Annotated in this window: 21 protein-coding genes; 11 read left to right on the forward strand and 10 right to left on the reverse strand. The window is 72.6% G+C overall.

Features of this window, described 5'->3' with window-relative positions; all coding sequences use genetic code 11:
• Positions 1 to 3 precede the first annotated feature (3 nt).
• The 4 genes from ABZY20_RS05610 to ABZY20_RS05625 all read right to left on the reverse strand — a co-directional run bounded on the left by ABZY20_RS05610 (position 4) and on the right by ABZY20_RS05625 (position 6,303).
• The gene (locus tag ABZY20_RS05610; protein ID WP_356436969.1) at positions 4 to 1,197 is read right to left on the reverse strand and encodes a glycosyltransferase family 2 protein; all 1,194 of its coding nucleotides are present in this window, start codon (positions 1,195 to 1,197) and stop codon (positions 4 to 6) included.
• The gene (locus ABZY20_RS05615) at positions 1,194 to 2,843 is read right to left on the reverse strand and encodes a phospholipid carrier-dependent glycosyltransferase (RefSeq protein ID WP_356436972.1); all 1,650 of its coding nucleotides are present in this window, start codon (positions 2,841 to 2,843) and stop codon (positions 1,194 to 1,196) included. Before ABZY20_RS05615 ends, ABZY20_RS05610 begins: the two co-directional genes overlap by 4 nt.
• Positions 2,840 to 4,123, reverse strand: coding sequence for a glycosyltransferase (locus ABZY20_RS05620; RefSeq protein ID WP_356436975.1), 1,284 nt, complete (start codon positions 4,121 to 4,123; stop codon positions 2,840 to 2,842). The genes ABZY20_RS05615 and ABZY20_RS05620 overlap by 4 nt, the downstream gene beginning before the upstream one ends.
• A 146-nt stretch (positions 4,124 to 4,269) precedes the next feature.
• Entirely contained in the window at positions 4,270 to 6,303 is a 2,034-nt protein-coding gene (locus ABZY20_RS05625) for a thioredoxin domain-containing protein (protein ID WP_356436978.1), read from the reverse strand.
• 248 nt (positions 6,304 to 6,551) lie between these two features.
• On the opposite strand from ABZY20_RS05625, the gene ABZY20_RS05630 reads away from it, so the two are divergent.
• Complete coding sequence (locus ABZY20_RS05630; protein ID WP_356436981.1) at positions 6,552 to 9,749, forward strand: tetratricopeptide repeat protein; 3,198 nt, start codon at positions 6,552 to 6,554, stop codon at positions 9,747 to 9,749.
• A gap of 122 nt (positions 9,750 to 9,871) precedes the next feature.
• Here the strand turns inward: ABZY20_RS05630 and ABZY20_RS05635 are convergent, their stop codons facing one another.
• Together ABZY20_RS05635 and mca are read right to left on the reverse strand one after the other, a co-directional pair.
• Positions 9,872 to 10,120: a hypothetical protein gene (locus ABZY20_RS05635; protein WP_356436984.1), complete on the reverse strand. Its 249-nt coding sequence runs from the start codon at positions 10,118 to 10,120 to the stop codon at positions 9,872 to 9,874.
• Positions 10,113 to 10,994, reverse strand: coding sequence for a mycothiol conjugate amidase Mca (mca, locus tag ABZY20_RS05640; RefSeq protein ID WP_356436987.1), 882 nt, complete (start codon positions 10,992 to 10,994; stop codon positions 10,113 to 10,115). The genes ABZY20_RS05635 and mca overlap by 8 nt, the downstream gene beginning before the upstream one ends.
• 147 nt (positions 10,995 to 11,141) lie before the next feature.
• Here mca and ABZY20_RS05645 point away from each other — a divergent pair, with 147 nt between their 5' ends.
• Positions 11,142 to 11,540: a DUF4307 domain-containing protein gene (locus ABZY20_RS05645; protein WP_356436990.1), complete on the forward strand. Its 399-nt coding sequence runs from the start codon at positions 11,142 to 11,144 to the stop codon at positions 11,538 to 11,540.
• A gap of 178 nt (positions 11,541 to 11,718) precedes the next feature.
• Positions 11,719 to 12,216, forward strand: coding sequence for a transcription elongation factor GreA (greA, locus tag ABZY20_RS05650; RefSeq protein ID WP_356436993.1), 498 nt, complete (start codon positions 11,719 to 11,721; stop codon positions 12,214 to 12,216).
• 58 nt (positions 12,217 to 12,274) lie between these two features.
• On the opposite strand, the gene ABZY20_RS05655 is transcribed toward greA, so the two are convergent.
• The 3 genes from ABZY20_RS05655 to ilvA form a co-directional block, all read right to left on the reverse strand.
• Positions 12,275 to 13,132, reverse strand: coding sequence for an ABC transporter permease (locus ABZY20_RS05655; RefSeq protein ID WP_356436996.1), 858 nt, complete (start codon positions 13,130 to 13,132; stop codon positions 12,275 to 12,277).
• Positions 13,129 to 14,106, reverse strand: coding sequence for an ATP-binding cassette domain-containing protein (locus ABZY20_RS05660; RefSeq protein WP_356436999.1), 978 nt, complete (start codon positions 14,104 to 14,106; stop codon positions 13,129 to 13,131). Before ABZY20_RS05660 ends, ABZY20_RS05655 begins: the two co-directional genes overlap by 4 nt.
• A gap of 150 nt (positions 14,107 to 14,256) precedes the next feature.
• Complete coding sequence (gene ilvA / locus ABZY20_RS05665) at positions 14,257 to 15,486, reverse strand: threonine ammonia-lyase (RefSeq protein WP_356437002.1); 1,230 nt, start codon at positions 15,484 to 15,486, stop codon at positions 14,257 to 14,259.
• Positions 15,487 to 15,649: 163 nt separating this feature from the next.
• Here ilvA and ABZY20_RS05670 point away from each other — a divergent pair, with 163 nt between their 5' ends.
• The 3 genes from ABZY20_RS05670 (at position 15,650) to ABZY20_RS05680 (ending at position 17,341) form a co-directional block, all read left to right on the forward strand.
• Positions 15,650 to 16,156 (forward strand): MarR family transcriptional regulator, encoded by a 507-nt coding sequence (locus ABZY20_RS05670; protein WP_356437413.1) that lies wholly within the window; start codon positions 15,650 to 15,652, stop codon positions 16,154 to 16,156.
• Between the two features lie 165 nt (positions 16,157 to 16,321).
• Positions 16,322 to 16,825: a sigma factor-like helix-turn-helix DNA-binding protein gene (locus ABZY20_RS05675; protein WP_356437005.1), complete on the forward strand. Its 504-nt coding sequence runs from the start codon at positions 16,322 to 16,324 to the stop codon at positions 16,823 to 16,825.
• A gap of 267 nt (positions 16,826 to 17,092) precedes the next feature.
• On the forward strand, positions 17,093 to 17,341 hold the full coding sequence (locus ABZY20_RS05680) for a hypothetical protein (protein ID WP_356437008.1): 249 nt from the start codon (positions 17,093 to 17,095) through the stop codon (positions 17,339 to 17,341).
• A gap of 12 nt (positions 17,342 to 17,353) precedes the next feature.
• Here the strand turns inward: ABZY20_RS05680 and ABZY20_RS05685 are convergent, their stop codons facing one another.
• On the reverse strand, positions 17,354 to 18,508 hold the full coding sequence (locus ABZY20_RS05685; protein WP_356437011.1) for a cystathionine gamma-synthase: 1,155 nt from the start codon (positions 18,506 to 18,508) through the stop codon (positions 17,354 to 17,356).
• A gap of 199 nt (positions 18,509 to 18,707) precedes the next feature.
• On the opposite strand from ABZY20_RS05685, the gene ABZY20_RS05690 reads away from it, so the two are divergent.
• From ABZY20_RS05690 to ABZY20_RS05710, 5 genes are all read left to right on the forward strand, one after another.
• Positions 18,708 to 19,826, forward strand: a complete 1,119-nt coding sequence (locus ABZY20_RS05690) for a hypothetical protein (RefSeq protein WP_356437014.1) — start codon at positions 18,708 to 18,710, stop codon at positions 19,824 to 19,826.
• Between the two features lie 93 nt (positions 19,827 to 19,919).
• Positions 19,920 to 20,588 (forward strand): peptide-methionine (S)-S-oxide reductase MsrA, encoded by a 669-nt coding sequence (gene msrA / locus ABZY20_RS05695; protein ID WP_356437017.1) that lies wholly within the window; start codon positions 19,920 to 19,922, stop codon positions 20,586 to 20,588.
• 399 nt (positions 20,589 to 20,987) lie between these two features.
• Positions 20,988 to 22,532, forward strand: a complete 1,545-nt coding sequence (locus ABZY20_RS05700; protein ID WP_356437019.1) for an MFS transporter — start codon at positions 20,988 to 20,990, stop codon at positions 22,530 to 22,532.
• A 127-nt stretch (positions 22,533 to 22,659) separates the two neighbouring features.
• Positions 22,660 to 24,126 carry a hypothetical protein gene (locus ABZY20_RS05705; RefSeq protein ID WP_356437021.1) on the forward strand — a complete coding sequence of 489 codons (1,467 nt, stop codon included), beginning with the start codon at positions 22,660 to 22,662 and terminating at the stop codon, positions 24,124 to 24,126.
• Positions 24,127 to 24,407: 281 nt separating this feature from the next.
• Positions 24,408 to 25,532: an AI-2E family transporter gene (locus ABZY20_RS05710; RefSeq protein WP_356437023.1), complete on the forward strand. Its 1,125-nt coding sequence runs from the start codon at positions 24,408 to 24,410 to the stop codon at positions 25,530 to 25,532.
• The last annotated feature ends 59 nt before the right edge of the window (positions 25,533 to 25,591 follow it).

The following is a 25,591-nucleotide window of genomic DNA, read 5'->3' on the forward strand; positions in this document are numbered from 1 at the left end:
GGTTCACGCGGTTCTCCTCGCGGTGCGGCCGTCGCGCCCGGGCGTCCCACGGCCCCGGCGCGGCAGGTAGACCAGCGCTTCGGTCCCGGCGAAGCGCAGGACGAACGTCGTCACCAGCGCGAGCGCGGTGGCGGACAGCACGCCCAGGTGCAGCTGGTGCACGAACAGGGCGATCAGCGGGATGCGCAGCACCAGGTCGGCGTTGGCGAGCAGCGCGAACCGCCCGGCCCGGTCCCACCAGCGCCGGTGCCGGCGCCGTTCACGGAACAGCAGGTGCTCGATGAACAGGAAGTTCCAGGCGACGCCGAGCTGGTTGGCGAGGATCTCCGCCGGGACGTAGTGCATGCCGAGCGCGGTCAGCGCCCACAGGCCCAGCAGGTTCGGCAGGAAGCCGGTCAGCCCGATCAGGCCGAAGCCGACCATGCGCGCGGCCGGTGAGGCGCTGCGCAGCCCGGCCAGATGGCGCAGGAAGCGCAGGCCCTCCCGTGCGGTGGACTTGGACTCGCCGGCGAACCGGTCCTGGAAGACGAACGGCACCTCGGTGACCGTGCGGGGGCGGCTGCGGACGGCGAGTTCGAGGAGGATCTTGTAGCCGAGCGGCTGGAGCACCTCCGCCGTGACCGCGCTGCGGCGGATCGCGAAGAAACCGCTCATCGGGTCGCTGATGCCCTTCAGCCGGCGCGGGAAGAGCCCCTTGGCCAGCCAGGTCGCCCCGCGCGAGACGGCCACGCGGTAGCTGCCCGCCAGCCCGGCCCGGCTGCCGCCCTTGATGTACCGGGAGGCCACGACCAGCCCGGCTCCCGCGCGTTCACCGGTGGCGACCAGGTCGGGCACGAGGGACGGCGGGTGCTGGCAGTCGCCGTCCATGACGACGATCCAGTCCGAGGTGGCCGCCTTCATGCCCTCGACGACCGCGCCGCCGAGCCCTCCCACCGGTTCCTGCCGGTGCAGCACGGTCACGGGGAACGGGCAGTCCTGCGCGGCCTTCTCGATGACCTCGGGCGTGTCGTCGGTGGAGTCGTCCACGAAGACGACCTCGCAGGGCAGCCTGGCCGGCACCGACTCGGTGATCAGGTGCAGCAACCGCCGTACGTTCGCCGACTCGTTGAAGGTCGGTACGACGAGGGTGACGGCGCCCGGTTCGGGGATCTGGGCGGGCTCGACGACCTCGGCGGGGACGGTGGACTCCTGGCTCATCGCGCGCCTCCGGCGGACGTCTGGATCTGGCGGATCTCGATGCGGTCCTCGCCGGTGCCGAAGGTGGCGACGGGGTCGGAATGCTCCATGGCGGCCCTGACGTTGGGCAAGTCGGCCGCGTCCCGCCGCACGGTCGGCGAGGCGACGACGTAGTCGAGGTCCTTCCAGCCGCGCGGCATCGTCTTCGTCACGGCCGGGTCGAGGTCGGCCTTGTAGAACCAGATGACGCCGAGGCCCGGCCGGTAGCCCTGGTGGACCAGGTCGAGCCAGAGCGCGTCGTCGACCAGCACCCGGGTGCGCTCCGGGTGGTCCACCTCGGTGGCCAGCCACCGCGCGGCAGCCCGGTAGGGGGCGTTGGCGTCGGTGGTGACGGCCGTGCGGGCACCGTCGTACCAGCGCGGGACGACCAGGGCGCAGGCCGCCAGGGCGAGGACCGCGACGAGCGCGTACCGGCCCGCGGCGATCCAGCCCCGCTCCGCGTCGGAGCGGCGGCGGCGCAGCACCGCGTGGGCGACGGAGGCGGTGCCGCCGGCGAGCACCAGCGCGAGGAACGGCAGGGCCTGGATGACGTACATCGCGGGCAGGTAGCCGTTCGGGCGCAGGGCGAGCGCGGCGAGGATGGCGACGGCCAGGGCCGGTCCGGCCAGGGCCCGGGCGGTGACCGACCAGCGCCAGGTGAGCAGCAGGAGCAGGGCGCCCGCGAGGCCGCCGAGGGGCAGGATCCGGTCGTAGTAGAGCCACGACTGGAGCACCTCCCAGGAGCCGGAGCCCCGGTCCAGGATGAAGCCCGAACCGGGCCGGGTCATCTGATAGGTGACGCCGTCCCAGAGGGAGACGTGCCCGGCGCCGGGCAGCAGTTCGCCCTTGAGCAGGGCGAACAGCGGGTACGAGAAGCCGATCAGCGCGCAGGCGGTGACGGCTCCGGTGAGGGCGAACTTGCGGGTGTCCCGGTGGCTGTGGCGCCACATGGTGAGGAACAGCGCGGGCAGGACGACGAGCATCGTCTCCTTGGTCAGGACGGCCGTGGCGGCGGCGATCCCCGCGCCGAAGTGGTGCCAGAGGTGGCGGCTCGGGGAGGCGGCCAGGGTGAAGGCCAGCAGCGTCCACATCACCGCGAGGTTGTCGAGGAAGATCTCCCGCTGGAGGATCACCGACAGCGGGGAGAGCCCGAACAGCGCCATGCCGAGTCCGGCCGCCCAGCGGGGCAGCGCCAGGCGGCGGCCCAGCACGAAGACCAGGACCGCGCTGACGCCGCTGATCACCAGCATCGCGGCGCGCATCGTGCCCACCGTCATGGACTCGGGGCTGATCAGCGCCGGGATCCAGGTCAGCAGGGCGATCTGCAGCCAGCCCAGCGGCGGGTGGTCGTACCAGTAGGTGTAGTGCGCCAGGCCGTCGCCCTGCTGGACCGACCAGGCCTGGGCGAGGTAGGTGCCCTCGTCGTCGCTGAGGGTCGGGTAGTCGGCGATGTTCCAGCCCTGGACGACGAGGATCGCCAGCAGGAGCGCGCCGCACAGGAGCAGGTCGGAGCGTGCGGAGCGCAGCCGGCCCGGCGGCTGCGGGCGTTGCCGCGATCCGGTGCCGGGCACGGCTGTGCGCTGCGCGGGGACCTTCGGGCCGGTCACCGCGGGGAGGGTGGAGGTCACGCGGGAACGTCCTCTCGGGTCACGGGAGCGTCCTGCCGGGCCGTGTCGTCGAGGTGCGCGCCCACGTGGGTCGTCAGCTCCCAGTCGTTGCGGCCGCGCTGCTCGCGCCAGACGGCCCGCACGGCCGCCCCGGCGAGCAGGACCTGGTAGAAGGGGCCGCCCAGCACGAGCTTCAGGTAGTGCGCGAACCGCACGCGCAGGCCGTACTGCCTCCCGAAGTCGTGCAGTCCGACGATCTCGAAGACGAAGGTGACCAGGGCGGTGACGGCCGGCAGGAAGGTGATGAACGCGATGCCGACGGGCACGTCGAGGAAGAGCGCGATCGCCACGTTGAGCGGGATGATCAGGCCGGTGAAGGCCTGCATGAACGGCGTCATCAGGGTGTAGCGGGCCAGCAGCCGCTGCCCGAGGGTGGGCAGCTGCTTCCAGTCGCCCTTCCGGTACACCTGGAGGAACCCCTGGTTCCAGCGGGTGCGCTGCTTCAGCAGGGACATCAGCGAGCCCGGGGTCTCCTCCCGGGTGACCATGTCGGAGTCGTAGGCGACGACGACCTTCTTGCCGACGCTGGAGAGCCTGACGCCCAGGTCGCAGTCCTCGGCGAGGCAGTCCGGGTCCCAGCCGTCCGCCTGCCGCAGGACGTCGGTGCGGACGAAGACGGTGTTGCCGCCCAGCGGAATGAAACCTTTCTGCGCGTGCAGGTGGAGCCGCGAGCGGAACCAGAAGAAGTACTCCAGGCAGTTGCGCAGGCTGTACCAGCTGGAGTGGAAGTTGATCAGCTGCACCCCGCCCTGCACGACGTCGGCGCCGGTGGTGCGGAAGGCGTGGTCCACGTGCGCGAGGAGCTCGGGGTGGACCTGGTCCTCCGCGTCGAACACGCCGACGACGTCACCGCGGCAGTGCGGCAGCGCCGTGTTCATGGCCTTCGGCTTGTTTTTCCTCTCGTGGGTGTCGACGACGACCCGGACCCGGGGATCACGCGCCGCGGCCCGCTCGGCCACGGCGGTGGTCTCCGGGTCGTCGTGGCCGACGATCACGATGATCTCGAAGTCGGTGTGGCCGGACTCCAGCAGCCGCTGGATCGTGTGGTCCAGCACCGCCTGTTCGTGCCGGGCGGGCAGCAGCAGCGAGAAGGAGACGTGCTCGTCCCCGTCCGGGCTGCTGAACCGCGTCGAGGCGAGCACTTCCGGCGTGCGCCAGGCGTGCATCTGCCACCACAGGGTGAACGCCGCCATCCAGAACAGGGCCAGTGACACGGCAGCGATGAAGACAGACGTCAGCAAGCAGATCCCCCCAGATCCGAAAACCCCCGGTCGTGACGGAGTGCCGGTGCGGCCCCATCCGTCACGTCACCGTGCAGAGATTAGGGGGGAACTGTGAAGCCCGGGGGCTGTTCCGATAAAGAGCGTGTTTCCGTTGATTTCCGACTTCAGTCGCCCAGCACCGCACGCAACCGTTCAACTTCCGTTGTCGGCGCGTCACATGTGAAGTTACGGCAGACGTACGCGGCTGGTTCACCGCCGACCAGCGGACGGTCCCTGAGCAGCGGGAACTCCTCGCTCTCCGGGGTGCCGGCGGCGACCACGGCACCGGGCGCGGTGCCCAGAAGTGCCGTGCGGTGCAAGGTTTTTGTGCCTTCGTGGTCGAGGGCCGGACCCACGATCGCGACCTCGCGCGGCCCGTCCAGCACGGCCTCGGCGACGGCCAGCCCCCAGCCGATGAAGCGGGGCACGCGCGGCCCGAGCGCCTTCACGACGCCCAGCGCCCGCTCGGCGGCGGTGCGGTGGGGCTCGGAGCCGGTGTGCGCGGCATAGCCCAGCAGGGCACCGGCCGCCGCCGTCCAGCCGGACGGGGCGGCGTTGTCGGTGGGGTCCTGCGGGCGCCGGATCAGCCGCTCGGCGTCGGCGGCGGTGTCGAACAGCGCGCCCGACGCGGGGTCGGTGAAGCGGGCCAGCACGTGGTCGAGCAGGAACCCGGCGAACTCCAGCCAGACGCCCTCCCCGGTGACGGACGCGAGCGCGAGGAAGCCCTCCGCGACGTCGGCGTAGTCCTCCAGCACCCCGGCGTTGGCGCCCGCGTGGCCGTCCTTGCTGGTCCGGGTGAGACGGGCCTGCTCGTCCAGGTGCAGCCGGACCAGCAGGTCGGCGGCGGCGACGGCGGCCTCCACCAGGTCGGGCCGGCCGAAGTAGGCGCCCGTCTCGGCGAGCGCGGCGATCGCCAGCCCGTTCCAGGCGGCCACCACCTTGTCGTCCCGGCCGGGCGCGGGCCGCTCGGACCGCACGCGCAGCAGGCGCTCCCGGATCGACGCGATCCTCTCCGCCTCGAACAGCCCTTCCTGCTGCGGCAGTTGCAGGACGGACGTGCCGTGTTCGAAGGTGCCCTCCTCGGTCACGCCGAAGTACTGCGCGGCGAGCTCGGCGTCCCGCTCGCCCAGCGCCTCGCGCAACTGCCCGGGCGTCCACGCGTAGTACGCGCCCTCGACGTGCCTGCCGGTGCCGTCGTCGCTGTCGGCGTCCAGCGCGGAGGCGAACCCGCCCTCGGCGGTGCGCAGTTCACGCACCATGAAGTCGGCGGTCTCCAGCGCCACCCGGCGCGCGAGCTCCGAGCCCGTGGAGCGCCACAGGTGGGCGTAGACCCGGCACAGCAGGGCGTTGTCGTACAGCATCTTCTCGAAGTGCGGCACGACCCAGTCGCGGTCCACGGAGTAGCGGGCGAAGCCGCCGCCGAGCTGGTCGTAGATGCCGCCGCGGGCCATCCGCTCGCAGGTGTCCCGCGCCATCTGCAGGGCGCCCTCGGCACCGGTGCGGGCGTGGTGGCGCAGCAGGAACTCCAGCACCATCGACGGCGGGAACTTCGGCGCCCCGCCGAACCCGCCGCGCTGCGGGTCGTACTCCCGGGTGAGCGCGAGCAGCGCCTGCGCCAGCTCCTGCTCGCCGGGGGTTTGGTCGTCGCCGTAGGAGATCTCCCGGCCCGCCAGGTCCCGGACGATCTTCCCGGCGACCTCGGTCACCTCGTCCCGCCGCTCCTGCCACGCCTGGTGCACGCCCTGGAGCACCTGCCGGAAGGACGGCATGCCCTGGCGCGGGGCGGGCGGGAAGTACGTGCCGAAGTAGAACGGCTCGGCCTCCGGCGTGAGGAACACGGTCATGGGCCAGCCGCCGTGCCCGGTCGCCGCCTGCACGGCCTCCATGTACACGGCGTCCACGTCGGGACGCTCCTCGCGGTCCACCTTGACGCTGACGAAGTGCGCGTTGAGGTACTCGGCGGTCTCCTGGTCCTCGAAGGACTCGTGGGCCATCACGTGGCACCAGTGGCAGCTGCTGTAACCGATGCTGAGCAGCACGGGCGCGTTCCGCTCGCGGGCCTCCTCGAAGGCCTCCGCCGACCAGGGCCACCAGTCGACGGGGTTGTCGGCGTGCTGAAGGAGGTAGGGGGACGTCTCGTGCGCCAGTCGGTTCGGCATGGTGTCCATCCTGCCGCAGTACCCGCTCCGGTACGCGTCAGGCGCCGCCCGGCACCGCCCGGGACGCACGTCCGCCGCACGCGCGGCACGCCAACGCGCCCTGGTCTTCACACAATCGGGCCGGGCACGCCCCCTCGCCCCGGTGCGCCGTCCGCAGCACACTTGACCAAGGAGACGAACGGGACGACGCGCGGGGGACGGACGAGAAGGCACCGGGGATCGCCGTTGCCGCCAAAGGGGGACATGACATGCGGGACGGTCATCGGGCGGAGGCCGAGCGGCTGTTGGCGCGGGCCGTGGAGGAGGAGGTGCGCCGGACGGGCGGGCGCACCGACGGCAAGGTGCTGCTCGCCCGGGCCCGCGGGGCGCTCGACGCGATGGCCCAGAGCGCGGCCGAGGAGTACCGGGCCTACACCGACGCGCTGGACGAGGCCGCGGCCGGGCAGCTGACCTTCGGGCAGCGCTACGCCCGGGAGGGCGCCGGCACACCGCTGCTGGTGGCGGGGGTCGCGGCGGTCGCGGCCGTGATCGCGGACATGGCGCTGGGCACCGGTACGGGCACGGCGCTGGGCGCGGGCGCCACCGTGGGTGTCGCGGGCGCCGCGGCGACCGTCGTGAAGGTGATGGGCTCCCATCTTCCGGCCGCGCACCACCGTGCCGGGGCGGTGAGCCAGCCGGGCGGGCCCGAGCAGCTGCGGCTGCAGTGGCTGACGGCCCTGGAGGTGCGCGGCATCCGGCCGTTCCTCGATCAGCAGCGGATGCTCGCCGCGTCCACCGGACCGGCCAGGACCGGACCGCGGCTGCGCGGCGCCGACAAGAGCGCGGCGGCCCGCGGGCGCAACGTGCTGACACAGTCCTTCGGGCAGTTGCCGGAGGCGGTGGAGCCGTTCGCGGGCCGACGGCGGGAACTGGCGCGGATCAGGCAGTGGGTGCAGGCGGCGCGCGCGGACACGGAGACCCGGCCCACGGTGGTCGTGCTGCACGGCCCGCCCGGCAGCGGCCGCACCACCCTCGCGGTGCGCGCCACGCACGATCTGCGGGACCACTTCCGCGGTGCCTGCGTCGTCGACCTGCGGGCCGAGAGCGCGGGCGGGTCCCCGCTGTCCACGCGCGACGCCCTGCTGCATCTGCTGAACCGGCTCGGCGCCCCCCGCGAGCAGCTGCTGTTCCGCGAGCGCTCCTCCCCCGACCAGCAGGTCAAGCGGCTCAGCGAGCTGTACCACCAGCATCTGACCGGCCTGCCGGTCACGATCGTCCTGGACGACGCCTCGGACGCCGGGCAGATCCGCGCGCTGGTCCCGGAGCGGTCGGACAGTCTGGTGCTGGTGACCGCGCGGGGTCCGCTCGAGCTGGACGGCCTGCCGGCGCGGGTGCACGAGCTGGCGGTGGACCCGCTGGACGCTGCGGGGGCGGAGGAACTGCTGGGCGCGGCGGCACAGGACCCTTCGGGGCCGTACGACGCCGAGTCCGCGGAGCGGGTGCGGGAGCTGTGCGGCGGGCTGCCGCTGGCGCTGCGGATCGCGGGCTCCTGCCTCGGCCCGCGTTCCCCGCGGGCACTGGCGGCGGATCTCGCGGCCTACGGCCCGGTCGAGCCGGTGGAACGCGCGCTGTGGCTGATGTACACCGACCAGAAGGAGACCGCGCGGCGGCTGCTGCGGCGGCTGGCGCTGGCCGGGCGCGCCTCGCTGGGCGCCGCAGCGGCGGCGGCGCTGCTGGCCACGGACGAGGCGGAGGCCAGGCGGCACCTGGCGGCGCTGGCCCGCTCGGGCCTGATCGACCATGTGCGCGGTGACCGCTACCGGCTGCACGACCTGGTCCGCTCCTTCGCCCACGCCCGGCTCCACGACGAGGAGGAGCCCACCGAGCGCACGGCGGCGCAGGAACGGCTGATCGTGAACTACGCCGAGCTGGCCGACTCGGTGCTGCGCATGGTCGACGGCAACATGTCGACCCGCACCAACCGCTTCAGCCCGTACGGCTTCACCTCGCTCGACGAGGCGCTGCGCTGGCTGGACGACGAGTCGAGCTTCATCACGGCGGCGCTGCGGCACGCCGAGGGTGTGAACCAGGCGGCAGTGCTGAACCTGCTGGGCGCGCTGTGCGACTACTGCCTGCTGCGCGGCGACCTCTACCGCCTCGGTGAGATCAGCGAACTGGCCCAGGCGGTGGACGAGGGCCTGCTGGTCCGCTCGGTGCAGTGGCGCACCGGCATCGCGGCCCGGCAGCTCGGCGAGCTGGACAAGGCCCGGACGACCCTCTCCTCGGTGGTCGACCTCTACCGGGAGGCGCATCACGACGCCGGGGCCGCCCGCGCCCTGTGCTCCCTCGGCATCACCCTGCACCACCAGGGCAATCTCACCGAGGCGTCGGCCAAGCTCCGCGAGGCCCTGGCCCTGCAGTCCTCCCCCGAGCTGGCGACGGACCGGGCCTGGACGATGCACGCCCTGGCGGCGGTGGAGCGGGACCGGGCGCGGCTGGGCGAGGCGCTGGAACTGCTGGGCGAGTCGCTGGTGCTGCACCGGGCGGGCGAGTCGGTGCACGGGCAGGCCTGGGCGCACTTCCAGCTCGGTCAGCTGGCGCTGCGCATGGGCGACGTCCCGCGCGCCGAGTCCGAGCTGCGCGCCGCCCTCGACCTGTACCGCCGCACCCGTGACGCCCGCGGTGAGGCCTGGGCCCTGACCCAGCTGGCCCGGGCGCTGCTGGTGGCCGGTGAGGCGTCAGCGGCGGTGGAGGAGCTGCGCGGCGCGGCGGCCCGCCACCGCGACAACGAGGACGCGCGCGGCGAGGCCTGGACGCTCTACTACCTCGGCCAGGCCCTGGAGGAGACGGGCACCCTGGACCAGGCGGTGCGCGAGCTGGAACGGGCCCGCACGATGTTCTCCCGGATGCGCGACGTCTACGGTCTGGCCTGCGCCCGCCACCACTCGGCCCGCGTCACCCGCGACCAGCGGGCGGCGCAGACGGGCTCCCTGCGCAACTCCGGCTTCGCCCGGCAGCTCCTGGTCGACGCGCGCGCCGACTTCCAGCGCATCGGCGTCGCCCACGGCGAGGCGTGGACCTGCCTGGAACTGGCCGTGGTGGACGCGGGCAACGCCCGCACGCAGCAGGCGCTGGCCCTGTGCGACGAGGCCGTGGACCTGTTCGCCTCCTACGGCGACCGCCGGGGCGAGGACTGGGCCCGCTTCCTGCGCTGCACGCTCCTGCCCTACGCGGCCCCCGGCGGCGCCGAGGTCGGCACCGCCGTGGCCCAGGAGGAGCTGACCCGGCTCGCCCGCGCCGCCCACGCCCTGCGGGACGAGAAGCTCGACGCGTACATCGACGCGTGGGCCCTGCTGCTGGAACGCGGGGTGAGCCTGGAGTCCGGATGGCAGGCCTGGGACCTGGGCATGACACCGAACCGCCACGCCCGCGAGGTGATGGGGGTGCCGGTGGACCCGAAGACGTGACGTCTGCGGGGCCGGGGCCTGCGCGCACGCAGGTGCTCGGGCCCGCCGGGCTCCGGCAGGCCCGCCGGTGGCGGTCCGTGTGGGGACCGCCACCGGCGGGTGCCGGCGGTCCGGCGCGGGCGTCAGCCCTGCTTCTGCTTGTTGTCCTGGGCCGGGTCGGCCTGCTCGGCCCCCGGCTCCGGGTCCTGCGGGAAGTCGACCTTGTTCATGTGCCTGTTCATCGACTTCATCAGGCCCCAGACGGCCAGGGCCATCACCGCGAACACGATGAATCCGAGGACGCCGGGGGTGACCTTGTCCTCGTCGACCTCCTTGGCCAGGGAGACCAGGTGCGTCATTGCCAGGCTTGCGCTTGCGCTCATGTCAGGCATTGTCGCGGATGCCCGCAAAGAGGTCGTCCTCGGGGAGGGAGGTATCGACGAGGGACTTCGCCAGCTCGTACTCCTCCGTCGGCCAGACCTCCTTCTGGATCTCCATCGGCACCCGGAACCAGCCCCCGTCCGGGTCGATCTGCGTGGCGTGCGCGATCAGCGCCTTGTCACGGATCTCGTAGAAGTCGGCGCACGGCACGTGCGTGGTCAGCGTGCGCTCGTTGCGGCCGAACTCGTCCCAGCGCTTGAGCCACTCCCCGTACGGCGATTCCAGGCCCCGGTCGAGCATGGCCTGGTGCAGCGCCTCGGTGCGCGGGCGGTTGAAGCCCTGGTTGTAGTAGAGCTTGAGCGGCTGGTAGGCGGGGCCGTACTCGGCCTCCGGGTAGCGCTGGGTGTCCACCGCCCCCTCGAACGCCACCATCGAGATCTTGTGGGTCATGATGTGGTCGGGGTGCGGGTAGCCGCCGTTCTCGTCGTAGGTGGTGATCACCTGCGGACGGAAGGAGCGGATCTTCCGCACGAGTTCGCCGGCCGCCTCGGCGACGTCCTGCAGGGCGAAGCAGCCCTCCGGCAGCGGCGGCAGCGGGTCGCCCTCGGGCAGGCCCGAGTCGACGAAGCCGAGCCACTCCTGCTTGACGCCGAGGATCTCCCGGGCCTCGTCCATCTCCTTCTTGCGTACCTCGTGGATGTGCTCCTCGATGTACTTGTCGCCCTGCAGCTTGGGATTGAGGATGGAGCCGCGTTCCCCGCCCGTGCAGGTCACGACCAGCACGTCCACCCCCTCGGACACGTACTTCGCCATGGTCGCCGCGCCCTTGCTCGACTCGTCGTCGGGGTGGGCGTGGACGGCCATCAGTCGCAACTGGTCAGTCAAGACTCAATCCTCAGTAAGTCGGCGCCCTGTGTGCGTCGGCGCAATCAGCGGCTTCTATAGTGACCGAATCGGGGGGCGAATAATTCCGGGACCGGGTCCCGGGGCCCCTTTCGGGACGTGTCGTCCCGGCCCTGTCTGGAGGCGATCATGACGACGGCGAGCACGCGACTGCCCGACGGCCGTTACGGCCGTTCCTCGGACGAGCGTGCCGACCGGGGACTCAAGGTCGTCGGTGCCGTCCTCGCGGTCGCCCTGCTCGCCCTGGTCGGCTGGTTCGGCTACCACTACGTCGCGCAGAACGAGATCAGCGCCGAGGTGATCCGCTTCGAGCCGGGCGAGAAGTCCGTGCGGGTGCATCTGGAGGTCCACAAGGACTCCGGCACCACGGGCTACTGCACCGTGCGTTCGCAGGCCGGGGACGGGGCCGAGGTGGGCCGGGCCGACTTCCGCTTCGACGGGGACGCGACCCGCGTCGACGAGGTCGTCACGCTGCGTACGACCTCCCCGGGGACGACCGCCGAGCTGCTGGGCTGCCACGCCGACTGACGGCGGCCGGTGTCACCTGGAATCCGTACCGCGTGACCTGCGTTGACGTGAATCTGGTGGCTTATGTCCTCCCCCTCGCGGCCCTGAATTGTTAGGCTCGTGGTTTCGCCCATCCATGAGGGAACATTCTTCTGGGTAGGGCGATGCTTTGTATTCCCAGTACCTACGAGGAGCACCTGTGACCCAGACCAGCGAGAACGTCACCTGGCTGACCCAGGAGGCGTACAACAAGCTCAAGGCTGAGCTTGAGTACCTTACTGGTCCCGCGCGGGCGGAGATCTCCGCGAAGATCGCCGCCGCGCGCGAGGAGGGCGACCTGCGTGAGAACGGCGGGTACCACGCGGCCAAGGAGGAGCAGGGCAAGCAGGAACTCCGCGTGCGCCAGCTCACCCAGCTCCTCGAGAGCGCCAAGGTGGGCGAGGCCCCCGCGGCGGACGGTGCGGTGGCTCCCGGCATGGTCGTCACGATCGCGTTCGACGGTGACGAGGACGACACCCTGACGTTCCTGCTCGCCTCGCGCGAGTACGCCAGCTCCGACATCGAGACGTACTCGCCGCAGTCCCCGCTGGGCACCGGCGTGATGGGCCACAAGGTCGGCGAGGACGCGGAGTACGAGCTGCCGAACGGCAAGAAGGCGTCGGTGAAGATCCTCAAGGCCGAGCCGTACGAGGGCTGAACGACCCTCGGCCAGACCGTGACGTGCCCCCGGCGTCCACGCGGCGCCGGGGGCATCGTCATGCCGTCGCGGAGCGGTACTTGCGCACCGCCAGTGTCCTGAACACCACCAGGATCACCACGGAGTAGATCAGCGAGGCCCACACGGGGTGCTGCATGGGCCAGGCGTCGGACTGCGACTGCCCGGGGTTGGCGAACAGCACGCGGCAGGCCTGGACCGTGGCACTGAAGGGGTTCCACTCGGCGATGTGGCGCAGCCACGGGGTCATGTTGCTGGTGTCGACGAACGCGTTCGAGATGAACGTGACCGGGAAGAGCCAGATCAGGCCGCTGGAGGTGGCCGCCTCGGGGGTGCGCACGGACATGCCGATCAGGGCGCCGATCCAGGTGAAGGCGTATCCGAGCAGGAGGAGCAGGCCGAAGGCGGCGAGGACCTTGGCGGCGTTGGTGTCGCCGTTCGACCCGACGCGCCAGCCGACCAGCAGGGCGACCACGGCGAGGACCACCAGGGTCAGGGCCGTCTGCACCGAGTCGGCGAGGGTGCGGCCGGTGAGCACCGCGCCGCGTGCCATGGGCAGGGAGCGGAAGCGGTCGATGAGGCCCTTGTGCATGTCGTCGGCGATGCCGGCGCCGGAGCTGGCGGTGGCGAACGTGACGGTCTGCGCGAAGATGCCGGCCATCAGGAAGTTCGTGTAGTCGGTGGCGCTGGTGCTGCCGCCGATCCGCATGGAGCCGCCGAAGACGTAGGTGAACAGCACCACGAACATGATCGGCTGGATCAGTCCGTAGATGATCATCTCGGGGATCCGGGACATGCGGATCAGATTGCGCTTGGCGACGACCAGCGAGTCGCGGACGGACTGGGTGACCGGGTTCGCGGCCGGCGCGACCCGGACGGTGTCGGTGACGGCGCTCACTTGGCGGCCTCCTCGTCGTCGGTCTCGTTCTTCGCCTCGGCGACGTGTCCCGTCAGGGACAGGAAGACGTCGTCGAGGGTCGGGCGGCGCAGGCCGATGTCGTCGATCTCGATGCCGCGGGTGTCCAGCTCCCGGATGACCTCGGCGAGGAGCTTGGCGCCGCCGGTCACGGGCGCGGTGAGCTTGCGCATGTGCTCCTCGACGGTGGTCTCGCCCTTGCCGAAGCCGGCGAGCACCTCGCGGGCCGCCTGGAGGTGCTCGCGTTCGTGGACCACGACCTCGACGCGCTCGCCGCCGGTGCGGGCCTTGAGCTGGTCGGAGGTGCCCTTGGCGATGACCCGGCCCTGGTCGACGACCGCGATGTCGTGCGCCAGGTGGTCGGCCTCCTCCAGGTACTGCGTGGTCAGCAGCAGCGTCGTACCGCCGGAGACCAGTTGCTTGATGACCTCCCACAGCTGCTGGCGGTTGCGCGGGTCGAGGCCGGTCGTCGGCTCGTCCATGAACATCACGGGCGGCGAGACGACCAGGGCGGCGGCGAGGTCGAGCCGGCGGCGCATGCCTCCGGAGTAGGTCTTGGTGGGGCGGTCGGCGGCGTCCGTGAGGTGGAACTGCTCCAGCAGCTCGGCCGCGCGCTGCTTCGCCGCCTTCGCCCGCATCTGGTAGAGCTGGCCCACCATCTGCAGGTTCTCGCGGCCGGTCAGGTATTCGTCGACCGCCGCGAACTGGCCCGACAGGCCGATGGAGCGGCGGACCGCGTCGGGCTGCTTCAGCACGTCGATGCCCGCGACGACCGCGCGTCCGCTGTCGGGCCGCAGCAGGGTGGTCAGGCAGCGGACGGTGGTCGTCTTGCCCGCGCCGTTCGGCCCGAGCAGGCCGAGGACCGTGCCCTCGGGCACGTCGAGGTCGACACCGTCCAAGGCCCTGACGTCACCGAAGGTCTTGACCAGACCTTCGGCGTAGATGGCGCCTGGCATTTGAGTCTCCACGTCTTCGGGGATGGCCGGACAGTCGTCCGGTGAGGCTTCTCACGCACACACCATAACGCGATGTATCGCGTCTCACAACGAGTTTTCCGGCGTCGCGTTCGGTGATCACGAAGGGCGCCCGGACGGCCCGGAGCCCGGTCAGTTCATGACCGTGTAGCCCGCCTCGCGCAGTGCCCGGCCCACCTCGGCACAGTGCGCCACGCCCTTCGTCTCCAGGTGCAGCTCGACCTCCGCCTCCGTGAGCCCGAGCCGTGGGTCGGTCCGTACATGGCTCACATCGAGGACGTTAGCGTCGGCCACTGACAACACCCCCAGAAGAGTGGCGAGAGCGCCCGGCCGGTCCGTCAGCCGCAGCCGGACCGCCAGGTAGCGGCCCTGCGCGGCCATGCCGTGCCGCAGCACCCGCTCCATCAGCACCGGATCGACGTTGCCGCCGGACAGCACCGCCACGACCGGGCCCTCGAAGGCACCCGGATCGCTCAGCAGGGCCGCCACCGGACTCGCCCCGGCCGGCTCCACGACCAGCTTGGCCCGCTCCAGGCACAGCAGCAGCGCGGCGGACAGCTCGTCCTCGCTGACCGTGCGCACCTCGTCGATCAGCTCCCCGATGATCCCGAACGGCACGTCGCCCGGACGTCCGACCTTGATGCCGTCGGCCATCGTCGCCGGGTTCTCGACCGTCACGGGCCGGCCCGCCGCCAGCGAGGGCGGATAGGCCGCCGCACCCGCCGCCTGCACGCCGACGATCCTGACGTCGGGCCGCAGGGCCTTCGCCGCCACCGCGAGCCCGGCGGCCAGCCCGCCCCCGCCGATGCCGACCACGATCGTGCGCACCTCGGGGCACTGCTCCAGGATCTCCAGGCCGACCGTGCCCTGACCGGCGATGATGTCGGGGTGGTCGAAGGGGTGGATGAACACCGCGCCCGTCTCGGCCGCGTACTCCTGCGCGGCGGCCAGGGTCTCGTCGACGACCTGGCCGTGCAGCCGCACCTCGGCCCCGTACTCGCGGGTGGCGCTGACCTTGGGCAGCGGGGCGCCCTTCGGCATGAACACCGTGGACCGCACCCCGAGCAGCGCGGACGCGAGGGCGACGCCCTGCGCGTGGTTCCCGGCGCTCGCGGCGACGACACCGGCCGCGCGCTCCTCCGGCAGCAGACCGGCGATGCGGACGTACGCGCCCCGCAGCTTGAACGAACCCGTCCGCTGGAGGTTCTCGCACTTGAGGTGCACCGGCGCGCCCACCATCTGGGAGAGGTGCCTGCTGCCCTCCATGGCGGTCACCCGTGCCACGCCCGAGAGCATCTTCTGGGCGCCTCGCACATCGTCGAGGGTGACGGGGCGCAAGGAGTCAGCCGTGCGGTAGCTCATGACACCAGCATCGCAGTTCACAGCCGCGACGGACTGTTGTGACCAACCTCCGAGACCCGCTTTGCGCAGCTCCGGTACGACCCGCCCCCGGGCCGCGTACCCTGTCCCCCAATCTGCCAGCCCTCCACGAAGTGAGCCCCCGGCCATGCCCACAACACCTGAAATGTCGATGGACATGTCGACCGTCGGTGACACCGGTCTTCTCGACACGCTGCAGCACGAGGTGGCGCTGTTCGCCCGCCGTGCCGAACAGACCCGGCTCGGCGGGGTCGGGCAGGTGCGCAACTCCATGGACCGCGCCGCGTACCTGCTGCTCAACCGGCTCGACAAAGAGGGGCCGATGGGCGTCAAGGCGCTCGCGGCGAGCATGGGCATCGACTCCTCGACGGTCACCCGGCAGGTGGCTCCACTCGTCGACACCGGCCTCGTCAAGCGCACCTCCCACCCCGAGGACGGGCGGGCCGTGGTGCTCCAGCTGTCCCCGCGCGGGCAGGCCCGGCTGGAGGAAGTGCGCTCCTCGCGGCGGCAGTTGATGGCCGAGCTGACCCACGACTGGGAGCCGGAGGAGCGCGAGGCGTTCTGCTCGCTCCTCACCCGCTTCAACACCGCGCTGTCGGCGCGGATGTCGGCGCACGGCGTGCCGGGCCCGGAAGCGCAGCCCGAGTCCTGAGCCGTCCGAGTGCCACGCGCGCGTGGCGCCGCCCGGGCCGTGCGCGGCTCTTGACCGCGGGGCCGACCCTGGCCTGATATGAGACCGGATCCTGTCGCGTGCGGTCCTCGCGGCCGCCCGGGGCCGGGTCCGTGTCCTCACGGTCGCCCTGAAGCGGGAGGCGCGGTGCGAGATCGGCATGCGTCCCGGGCGGCCCGCCGGGACCGGGAGTTCGAGGCGTTCGTCGCGGGCGCGGCGGGGCGGCTGCTGCACACCGCGACCCTGCTCACCGCGGAGGCGCCCGACGGCAACCCCCGCGCGCGGCGCCTGCTGACGCTGTCGCTGGCCCGCACGTACGCGTGCTGGGACCGGCTGCGCGGCGAGGATCCCTACGACCACACCCGCCAGCATCTGGCCACCCGCTTCGCGCGCGGCGCCTGGCACCACCACGGCGTCCTCGGCCGCTTCCGCCCGCACCCGGCCGGTCCCCTGGCCCCGCTCACCCCGCAGGAGCGGCTGATCCTGGTGCTCAGGCTCTACGAGGGGGTCGCCGAGCAGCAGACGGCGGCCCTGCTCGGCCTGTCCGAGGATCGCGTACGGGCGGTCTGCCACCGGGCGACGTCGGTCCTGCTGCACCGCGCGCGGGGCCCGGCCCCGTCGGTCACGGCCGCGAAGGTGGTGCCGTCGTGAGCGGCGCCTCAGGGGGTCCTGCCGTCGTGAGCCGCGTCTATGGGGGTGCTGCTGTCGTGGGCGGCGCCCCGGGGAGTGGTGCCGTCGTGAGCGGCGCTCCCCTCACGGCTGGTCAGGCCGCGGCGCGGCTAGGAGTCGTGCCGGCGTGGGCGGCGCCCCGGGGAGTGGTGCCGTCGTGAGCCGCGCTGTCAGGACGGGTGTGGTCGTGGGCGGTGCCGTCGGGAGAGGACGGCGGGGCGGGCGTCGGCGCGGCGAGCGGAGCCGGACATGAGAACGGGCGACCGGGAAGAGGCCGTGCGGCGGCTGCTGGAGCAGGCACCGCGGCCCGTGCCGCCGGAGCTGCACACCGAGGCGGTGCGCCGGGGCGCCCGCATGCTGCGGCGCAGGGCGCTGACCCGCCGCGTGCTGTGGCTGCTGCTGCTCACGGCGGCCGCGGCCTTCACGGTGTGGGCCCTGACGGTCCACCCGTGGGTGGAGCCGCCGTCGCGGACGACTCCACCGCTCAGCGGCTGGTAGGCCGGCGCCGGTCTAGCCGAGCGCCTGCTGCAGGTCCTCCAGCAGGTCGTCGGCGTTCTCGATGCCGACGGACAGCCGCACCAGGTCGGCGGGGACCTCCAGGGCCGAGCCGGCCGCGGAGGCGTGCGTCATGCGGCCCGGGTGCTCGATCAGCGACTCGACGCCGCCGAGCGACTCGCCGAGGGTGAACACCTTGGCGCGGTCGCACACCTCGACGGCCGCCTCCTCACCGCCCTCGACCCGGAACGAGACCATGCCGCCGAAGGACTTCATCTGCTTGGCGGCGACCTCGTGGCCGGGGTGCTCCGGCAGGCCCGGGTAGAGCACGCTCGTCACGCGCGCGTGCCGGGTGAGCATGTCGGCGACCTTGGAGGCGTTCTCGCTGTGCCGGTCCATGCGCACCGCGAGCGTCTTGGTGCCGCGCAGCACCAGCCAGGAGTCGAAGGGCCCGGCCACCGCGCCCATCGCGTTCTGGTGGAAGGCCAGTTCCTCGCCCAGGGCGGCGTCGGCGGTGATCAGGGCGCCGCCGACGACGTCGGAGTGGCCGCCCATGTACTTGGTCAGCGAGTGCACCACGACGTCCGCGCCGAGCGAGAGCGGCTGCTGGAGGTAGGGCGTGGCGAAGGTGTTGTCGACGACGAGGCGGGCGCCCGCGTCCCGGGCGACCTGGGCGACGGCGGCGATGTCGGTGATGCCGAGCAGCGGGTTGGAGGGGGTCTCCACCCACACGGCCTTGGTCCTGGGGGTCAGGGCGTCCCGGACGGCGGCCGGATCGGCGGTGTCGGCGACCGACCACTCCACGCCCCAGCGGGAGACGACCTTGGCGAACAGGCGGAACGTGCCGCCGTAGGCGTCGTTGGGGATGACCACGTGGTCGCCGGGGCTGAGCAGCGTGCGCAGCAGGCAGTCCTCGGCCGCCAGCCCGGACGCGAACGCGAGACCGCGGCTGCCGCCCTCCAGGGCGGCGAGGTTCTCCTCCAGCGCGGTCCTGGTCGGGTTGGCGCTGCGGCTGTACTCGTAGCCGCCGCGCAGGCCGCCGACACCGTCCTGCTTGTAGGTCGAGACCTGGTAGATCGGCGGGACGACCGCGCCCGTCAGGGGGTCGGCGGTGTTGCCCGCGTGGATCGCGAGCGTCTCGAAGTGCTGACTGATGTGCCTGTCGCTCATGGGCACCGAGGGTAGTGCGCCGACGCGGCGCGTGCCCCCGTACGGCGGGACGCGGGCCCGGCGGCGCCTCCCCCCGCCGCTCCCCCGGCCGCTCCCCCGGCCGGTCGTCCACAGGGCGGCGGGGGCCGCGCGTCCGGGTTTTCCACAGGTTCGGGGAGCAGGTTGGCCAATTGTCGGCGCGGTCTGGTTCGCTTGGTGCATGGAGATTCTCTGGGTCCTGATCGCACTGGTCATGCTGGGCTTCGTGCTGCTTCCCGTCCTGCGGCGCAGGCGCGGTGCGGTCGGGCTGGTCTCGCCCGACCACCCCGACGCGGCGGACCCGGCGAACTACGGCTTCGTCCGCGAGGAGGAGCTCGACATCCGCATGCCGGGGCCCGACCAGGACCTGCTGGACGTCCTGGACGTGGTGCAGCGCACGCAGGACTACCGCGCGGCGCAGCAGCTCCTCGCGGGTACGGAGACCGAGGGCGAGCGGCGCTGGCAGCGCGTGCAGGCCTTCGCCGGCGCGGCCTCGCTGGAGCTCGCGCAGCGGCCCGGCGGGGTGGGCGAGTCGCCCGGCGGGCAGTGGCTGCGGGTGTGGCGGGCCGAGGCGCCCAAGGACGCGGGCGGTGCGGCGGTGCACGCCGAGTTCCTGGTGCAGCAGGCCTGGCGCACGGCGACGCCCGGCACGGACGAGTTCCGCATCATCATGGAGGAGGCGAGATCGGCGTGCGCGGACGCGGCGCTGCTCGCCCCCGGCGATCCGATCCCGTACATCGTCGAGCTGTCGGTGGCCCGCGGGCTGGACTACTCGCAGAAGGACTTCGAGCAGCTCTGGCTGAAGATCCTGGACCGCGCCCCGGCCCACATGGGAGCCCATCTGGCCGCGCTGCACTACTGGTGCGAGAAGTGGCACGGCTCGCGTGACGAGGCGTACGCGTTCGCGGAGGCTGCCGCGGCCCGGGCCCCGCAGGGCTCCCTGCTGGCCGCGATGCCGCTGTTCGCGGTGTTCGAGCACCTCCCCGAGGTGACGCTGGTCAGCAGCTTCTGGCAGTCCGAGGTGGTCACGAAGGCGGTGCACGGCGCGCTGCACGCGGTGCACTCGGCCCGCCCCGACGACCCGATGCTCGCGCACGTGCGGCACATGCTGGTGTTCTTCCTGGTCCGCGGCGAGCGCTGGTCGGAGGCCATGAGCCAGCTGGTGCACATCGACGGGCACGTGGGCGCCCTGCCCTGGACGCTGTCCCCGGACCCGGCGGCGGAGTTCGCGGTCTTCCGGGCGCTGGCGGTGGCGGGCTACGAGGCGAACGGCGGCAGCCCGGCGAGCCTGCCGCACTGAACCGCGGCCGGAATTCCCGCCGGCCGTCGCGCGTTGTAAGGGGCGTCGCCCGCACATGGGCGCCGCCCCCCGACGGACACCGCTGGAGACCGCATGTTCCTGCACAGCCGTACGCCCCAGCTGCCGACCCCCGAGCAGGCCCTGCGGGGCCGCGCGGAGCCGGCGTTCACGGTCCCCGACCGGCACACCGTCCTGGGCAACCCGCTCATGGGCCCCTACCCCGAGGGCATGGAGATCGCCGACTTCGGCCTGGGCTGCTTCTGGGGCGCCGAGCGCAAGTTCTGGCAGCTCCCGGCGGGCGTCTGGACGACCCTGGCCGGCTACCAGGGCGGTTACACCGAGAACCCCACGTACGAGGAGGTCTGCTCGGGCCTGACCGGCCACACGGAGGTCGTGCGGGTGGTCTACGACCCGGCGCTGGTCTCGTACGAGCGCCTGCTGAAGACGTTCTGGGAGTCCCACGACCCCACGCAGGGCTTCCGCCAGGGCAACGACGTGGGCACGCAGTACCGCTCGGCGATCTACACCCACAGCCCCGAGCAGGAGGCCGCGGCCAAGTCCTCCCGCGAGGCCTACCAGCAGGTCCTCACGTCCGCGGGCCACGGCGGCATCACCACGGAGATCGTCTCCGCCGAGGGCCGCCCCTTCTACCCGGCGGAGGGCTACCACCAGCAGTACCTGGACAAGAACCCGGCGGGCTACTGCGGCATCGGCGGGACGGGCGTGTCCTGCCCGATCGGTGTGGCCCCGGCGGACGGCTGAGCGGCTGCCCGCTCGTGCCGGGGGCGGGCCGGTCGGCCGGCCCACTCCCTGGGCCACTCGGCCGGCCGGGGCGTCACACGGTGGCGACAGTCCGAGCCCGGCTGACCCGACGGTCCGGGCCCGGCTGACCCTGCGGCCCGAGCCCGGCTCACCCGACAACCCCACGCGGCTCACCCGACAATCCGAGCCCGGCTCACCCTGCGGTCCGAGCCCGGCTCACCCGACAACCCGAACCCGGCTCACCCGACAACCCACGCGGCTGACCCTGCGGCCCGAGCCCGAGCCCGGTTGACCCGAACGCCGGGCTTCGGTGCGCGTCGGGCCGGGTGAGGCCGGTGGGCCGTGAGGACCGGGTTAGCCTCGACCGGCACGCGTTCTGGGAGCCCCGGAGGTATCGCCGTGTCGGCAGCTGGGCCACGCACCGCCGCGATCCCCCTGCCGCTCGTCCTCGGGCTCGCCATCGCCTTCACGATCACGGTCCTCGACCCGCTGGTGCTCAGCCTGAACCTGCCGGAGGTGAGCCGGGCCCTCGATATGCCGTCGGAGTTCCTCGGGCTGATGGGGGGAGCGGCGACGCTGGTGATGGCCTCGCTCGTCCTGGCCGCGGGCAGGATCGGGGACTCCTTCGGGCTCAAGCGGCTGCTGATGCTGGGGCTGGCCGTCGTCGCGGCCGCGAACCTGCTGTCCATGCTGTCCCCCGGCTACGGCTTCCTGCTGGCGATGCGTTTCCTGGCCGGGCTGGGGATGACCCCGCTGCTGGGCGTGCCGCTGGCCCTGCTGAAGACGTCCGTGGCGCCCGAAAAGCGGCCTGCGGCCATCGGTGTGCTGATGTCCGTCGACGTGGTCCTGTGCGGCATGGTCCCCTCGGTCACGGGCTGGGTGATGTCGGCCGTGGGCTGGCGGTCGCTCTTCCTGATCACCCCCGTGCTGTCCCTGGTCTCGCTCTGGCTGACCGCCCGTCATGTCCCGGAGCCACCCCTGCGGCAGGGCGGTCGTCTCGACGTGGTCGGCATCTGCCTGATCGGGACGACCATGCTGGCCCTCGTCCTCGGCCTGTCCGCGGCGCAGAACGGCGTCTCGCGGCCCCAGACCTGGGTGCCGCTGGCGGTCGGCGCGGTCGGCGCCCTGCTCTTCGTGCTGCACGCGCGCCGTACCGCCGACCCCGTGCTGGACCTGGCGCTGTTCCGCAGCGCGCCGTTCAGCGTGGCCCTGGTGGCGACGCTCACGGTGAACTTCCTGATCGCCGGGCTCGGCATCGTGCTGGGGCAGTTCGGCAGCCGGGTGCTGTCCCTGTCGCCGGAGGAGATCGGCCTGCTGTACCTGCCCGGCACCGTGCTGATCGCCGGGGCCGTGATCCTGGCCGGGCGCCTGGTCGGGCGGTACACCCCGCGGCCGGTGATGGTGACCGGCCTGCTGGTGATGACGGCCAGCGCACTGCTGCTGGCGGGCACCGCCGGTCCCGCGATGGCGGTGTGGCTGCTGGTGCTGGTGACCTGGCTGTGCAACCTCGGGTCGGTGGTGGCGTCCGCCTCGGTGTCGGAGACGGTCCTCTCCCAGGCGCCGCCGGGGCAGTCCGGCACGGTGGCCTCGGTCCAGATGGGCTTCGCGGTGACCGGCGCCGCGTTCGGGCCCACCGTCTACCTCCTGCTGCTCGACTTCTTCTTCCAGCGGGAGTGGCTGGCCGACGCCGAGTCGCGCGACCTGTCGGCGACCGAGGCGGGGCAGGCCGTGGACGCCGTGCGCAGCGGGCTCGCGCAGAGTCCGGGGGCCGGTGTCTACGACCCGAATCTGCTCCGCCAGGCCTCGGGACTGGACCTCGGGCTGGACTTCGCCGACGGTCTGCGGCTCACCATGCTGATCATCAGCGTCCTGCCGCTCGCCGTGGCCCTGGCGGCTTTCGTGCTGATGCCCCACGGCAGGAAGCACCGGGCACCGGGCTCCTGATCCGCGCGGGGCTGCCCGTTCACCCGAGTGGTGATCCGGCCGCGGCACTCCTACGGTGAGGAGCAAGCCGTCCGCCACCAGCGGCGGGGAGAGGTTGTCCCCGGCCTCCCCGCCTTGCGGAGGACACATGGTCCTGCACCGGAACGCGACACTCTCCGCCCCGGGTCGTACGCTCTCCGCCCGGCCGGAACTCGATGTGGTGGTGCGCGCCTTCGCCCTGGAGGACGATCCCGCCCGGCTCCGCTACCGCGTCGACGTGGGCGGCCTGACCTTCTCGTCCGTCATCTCCTACGCGTCGATCCCGGCCTGGTCCGGCGTCTTCGCCGCGCTGCCCGCGCGGGAGAACGGGGCGCGGCTGGTCGGCGCGCTGATCGCCTGGGACGCCATGCGCTTCCTCGCACTGGGCGGTGAGCATCTCGTGCTGCCGCCCGGGCTGCCCTGCGACGCCGCGGTCGGCGCGACCTGGCGGCGGTGTTTCCTGAGCCAGTTCGGCGAGTGGCGCTACCGCAACCGGATCCGCTACCGCGACGGCACCCCGGCGCTGGTCTCGCCCTCCTCCTCGCCCCCGGCGGAGATGCCCGGGGGAGGCCGGCCCCCGCACGCCGGAGGCCGCGCCCTGCTGACCAACGGCGGCGGGAAGGACACCCTGGCCGGCATGCTGCTCCTCGGCAGGAGCGGGATCGCCCACGACGTGTACGAGGCGTACCTGCCGGTCGGCGGTGACCACGCACTGCAGCGCCGGCTGCTGGAGAACCTCAGAGCGGGTGCGGAGACGCGGAGCACCGAGGTGGTCCGCGTCGACGTCCGTGACGACTTCTACAGCCGCCCCGCCGCCCGGTTCTCCGAAGCCGGGGTGACGGCGGACCACTACCGGACCGACTTCGCCGTCGGGCACACCGCGAGCTACGTCGGTTACATGCCGGTCGTCCTGCACGGCGGCTACGACCGCGTCTGGTTCAACATCGAGCGGTCCGCCGACGACCCCCATGTCGTGTGGGAGGGCGAGGGGATCAGCCACCAGTGGTGCAAGAGCGCGGAGTACCAGGCGATCTCGTCGCGGCTCTTCGCCGAACTCACCGGCTTCGACTGGTTCGAGGGTTTCGACTCCACGCTGCGCGGGCTGTACGACCACACCATCTACCGCATGGTGGCCACCCGCCCTGACCTGCTGCTGCGGACGCACTCGTGCAACTACGGGAAACCGTGGTGCGGCCGGTGCCCCAAGTGCTGCTTCTGCTATCTCATGACGACCGCCTTCCTCGGGGAGGACTTCGCGCGCAGACTGCTGGGCGTGCGGGAGAGCCTGCTGGCCGAGCCGCGGAACCTCCCGGTGTGGGAGGCCCTCATGGACTCCTCCCGGATCGCCTGGGAGTGCGTGCCGTCCCATCTGGAGATCGTCGCCGCGGTGGACCAGTGCCTCGCGCGAGGAGTCGACCACCCGGTGCTGCGCCGGTACGCGCCCGGGCCCGCCACGGCCGCCCGGCTGCGGGCCCGCTTCCTCGACATCGACTGGTCCCGGGTCCCGGCCCCGATCGCACCCGCCGTGCGGGAGCTGGCGGGCGGGTCCGTCCGGGCTGCTTCCCCGGCTGGGTGAAGGTGAGGGTCCTCGGCCGCGGCGGTCGTTCCCCCTGACGGGCGCGGCTGCCGGGACGTGCCGCGTCGCCCGGCCGCCTCGCCGTGCGGTCGCGCGGGGTCCGGCCCGGCGGGGGACGTCCGCCGGCACGACCGTCACGCGGCGGGGTGCACGGGCGGGGCGGACGGGGTGGCCCGTGCGGACGGGGATCCCGTCCCGTGCGGCGCGGCCCGCAGGTGCGGCGGGGCGGGTGAGGTCGTCGGCGCTACCGGGAAGAGTCGGAGTGGCCGTAGGGTGCCTGGGTGACTGCCCCCTTGAGTTCCACGAAGACCCGGGACGCGCTGCGGACCTCCGCGCGGGTGTCCGCCGAGCTGCTGCTGATCATCGCCATGTCAGCCGTGGCGCTGTGGCTGCTGGGCCGGATGTGGTCGGTGGTGTGGCCGCTCGTGGTCGGGTTGCTGCTGACCACGCTGACCTGGCCCGCGGCGAACGTGCTGCGGCGGCGCGGGTGGCCGCCGGCGCTGGCCGCCTCGGTGGTGACCGTGGTGTTCCTGCTGGTCGCCGCGGGGGTCGTGGCGTTGATCGCCGTGCCCGTGGCCTCTCAGTCGGGTGAGCTGTCCGACGGGGTCGTCGAGGGCATCCAGCGGCTGCGCGAGTGGGCCGCCGGACCGCCGCTGAACATCGGGGACGCCCAGATCGACCGGGCCTTCGACAGCGCGGTCGCCAAGGCGCAGGAGGGCCTCGGCAGCATGGTGGGCGCCGTCGTCACGGGGGTGAGCACCGTGGTGAACGGGGTCGTCACCGCCGTGCTGGCGCTCTTCCTGATGTTCTTCTTCCTCAAGGACGGGCCGCGGTTCCTGCCGTGGCTCGCCCGTCAGCTGCCGGGCCGGCTGGCCACCGACGTCCCGACGGTGTTCGCCCGCGGCTGGGAGACGCTGGGCTCGTTCGTGCGGTCGCAGGCGGCGGTCGGGCTGCTCGACGCCGTCCTGATCGGGATCGGCCTGTGGGTCCTCGGTGTTCCGCTGGTGCTGCCCCTGGCGGTGCTGACGTTCGTCTCCGCTTTCGTGCCGATCGTCGGCGCCCTGTTCGCCGGCTTCGTCGCGGTGCTCATCGCGCTCGTCTCCAACGGCCTCACCGACGCGCTGATCGTGCTGGCGATCATCGTGGTGGTGCAGCAGCTCGAGGGCAACGTCTTCCAGCCCATGATCCAGAGCCGCGGTCTGGGTCTGCACGCGGCCGTGGTGCTGCTGGCCGTGACGCTGGGCGGCAGTCTCGCGGGCATCGTGGGCAGCCTGCTCGCCGTCCCCGTCGCCGCGCTGATCGCCGTGGTGTGGAACTACGTGCGTGAGCAGCTCGCCGACCCGGTGGTGCCGGGGCCGGACCCGGACGCCGACGAACCGGATGTGGTCAGTCCGGTCGCGCCGTAGGGCACCCGGCCGCACGGCGCTCCGCAGGGCCGCGCGCCCGCCGGGCACGCCGCGCCGGA

The sequence above is a fragment of the Streptomyces sp. NPDC006624 genome (genome assembly GCF_040611555.1).
Classification (GTDB): domain Bacteria; phylum Actinomycetota; class Actinomycetes; order Streptomycetales; family Streptomycetaceae; genus Streptomyces.

What these genes read in the sequence shown, in the direction of transcription:
- ABZY20_RS05635 (WP_356436984.1), bottom strand. Translation starts at nt 10,120, where the DNA reads ATGCCTGACATGAGCGCAAGCGCAAGCCTGGCAATGACGCACCTGGTC.
- ABZY20_RS05680 (WP_356437008.1), top strand. Translation starts at nt 17,093, where the DNA reads ATGAGAACGGGCGACCGGGAAGAGGCCGTGCGGCGGCTGCTGGAGCAG.
- ABZY20_RS05660 (WP_356436999.1), bottom strand. Translation starts at nt 14,106, where the DNA reads ATGCCAGGCGCCATCTACGCCGAAGGTCTGGTCAAGACCTTCGGTGAC.
- ABZY20_RS05690 (WP_356437014.1), top strand. Translation starts at nt 18,708, where the DNA reads ATGGAGATTCTCTGGGTCCTGATCGCACTGGTCATGCTGGGCTTCGTG.
- ABZY20_RS05610 (WP_356436969.1), bottom strand. Translation starts at nt 1,197, where the DNA reads ATGAGCCAGGAGTCCACCGTCCCCGCCGAGGTCGTCGAGCCCGCCCAG.
- ABZY20_RS05630 (WP_356436981.1), top strand. Translation starts at nt 6,552, where the DNA reads ATGCGGGACGGTCATCGGGCGGAGGCCGAGCGGCTGTTGGCGCGGGCC.
- ABZY20_RS05625 (WP_356436978.1), bottom strand. Translation starts at nt 6,303, where the DNA reads ATGCCGAACCGACTGGCGCACGAGACGTCCCCCTACCTCCTTCAGCAC.
- ABZY20_RS05685 (WP_356437011.1), bottom strand. Translation starts at nt 18,508, where the DNA reads ATGAGCGACAGGCACATCAGTCAGCACTTCGAGACGCTCGCGATCCAC.
- msrA (WP_356437017.1), top strand. Translation starts at nt 19,920, where the DNA reads ATGTTCCTGCACAGCCGTACGCCCCAGCTGCCGACCCCCGAGCAGGCC.
- ABZY20_RS05645 (WP_356436990.1), top strand. Translation starts at nt 11,142, where the DNA reads ATGACGACGGCGAGCACGCGACTGCCCGACGGCCGTTACGGCCGTTCC.
- ABZY20_RS05705 (WP_356437021.1), top strand. Translation starts at nt 22,660, where the DNA reads ATGGTCCTGCACCGGAACGCGACACTCTCCGCCCCGGGTCGTACGCTC.
- ABZY20_RS05670 (WP_356437413.1), top strand. Translation starts at nt 15,650, where the DNA reads ATGTCGATGGACATGTCGACCGTCGGTGACACCGGTCTTCTCGACACG.
- ilvA (WP_356437002.1), bottom strand. Translation starts at nt 15,486, where the DNA reads ATGAGCTACCGCACGGCTGACTCCTTGCGCCCCGTCACCCTCGACGAT.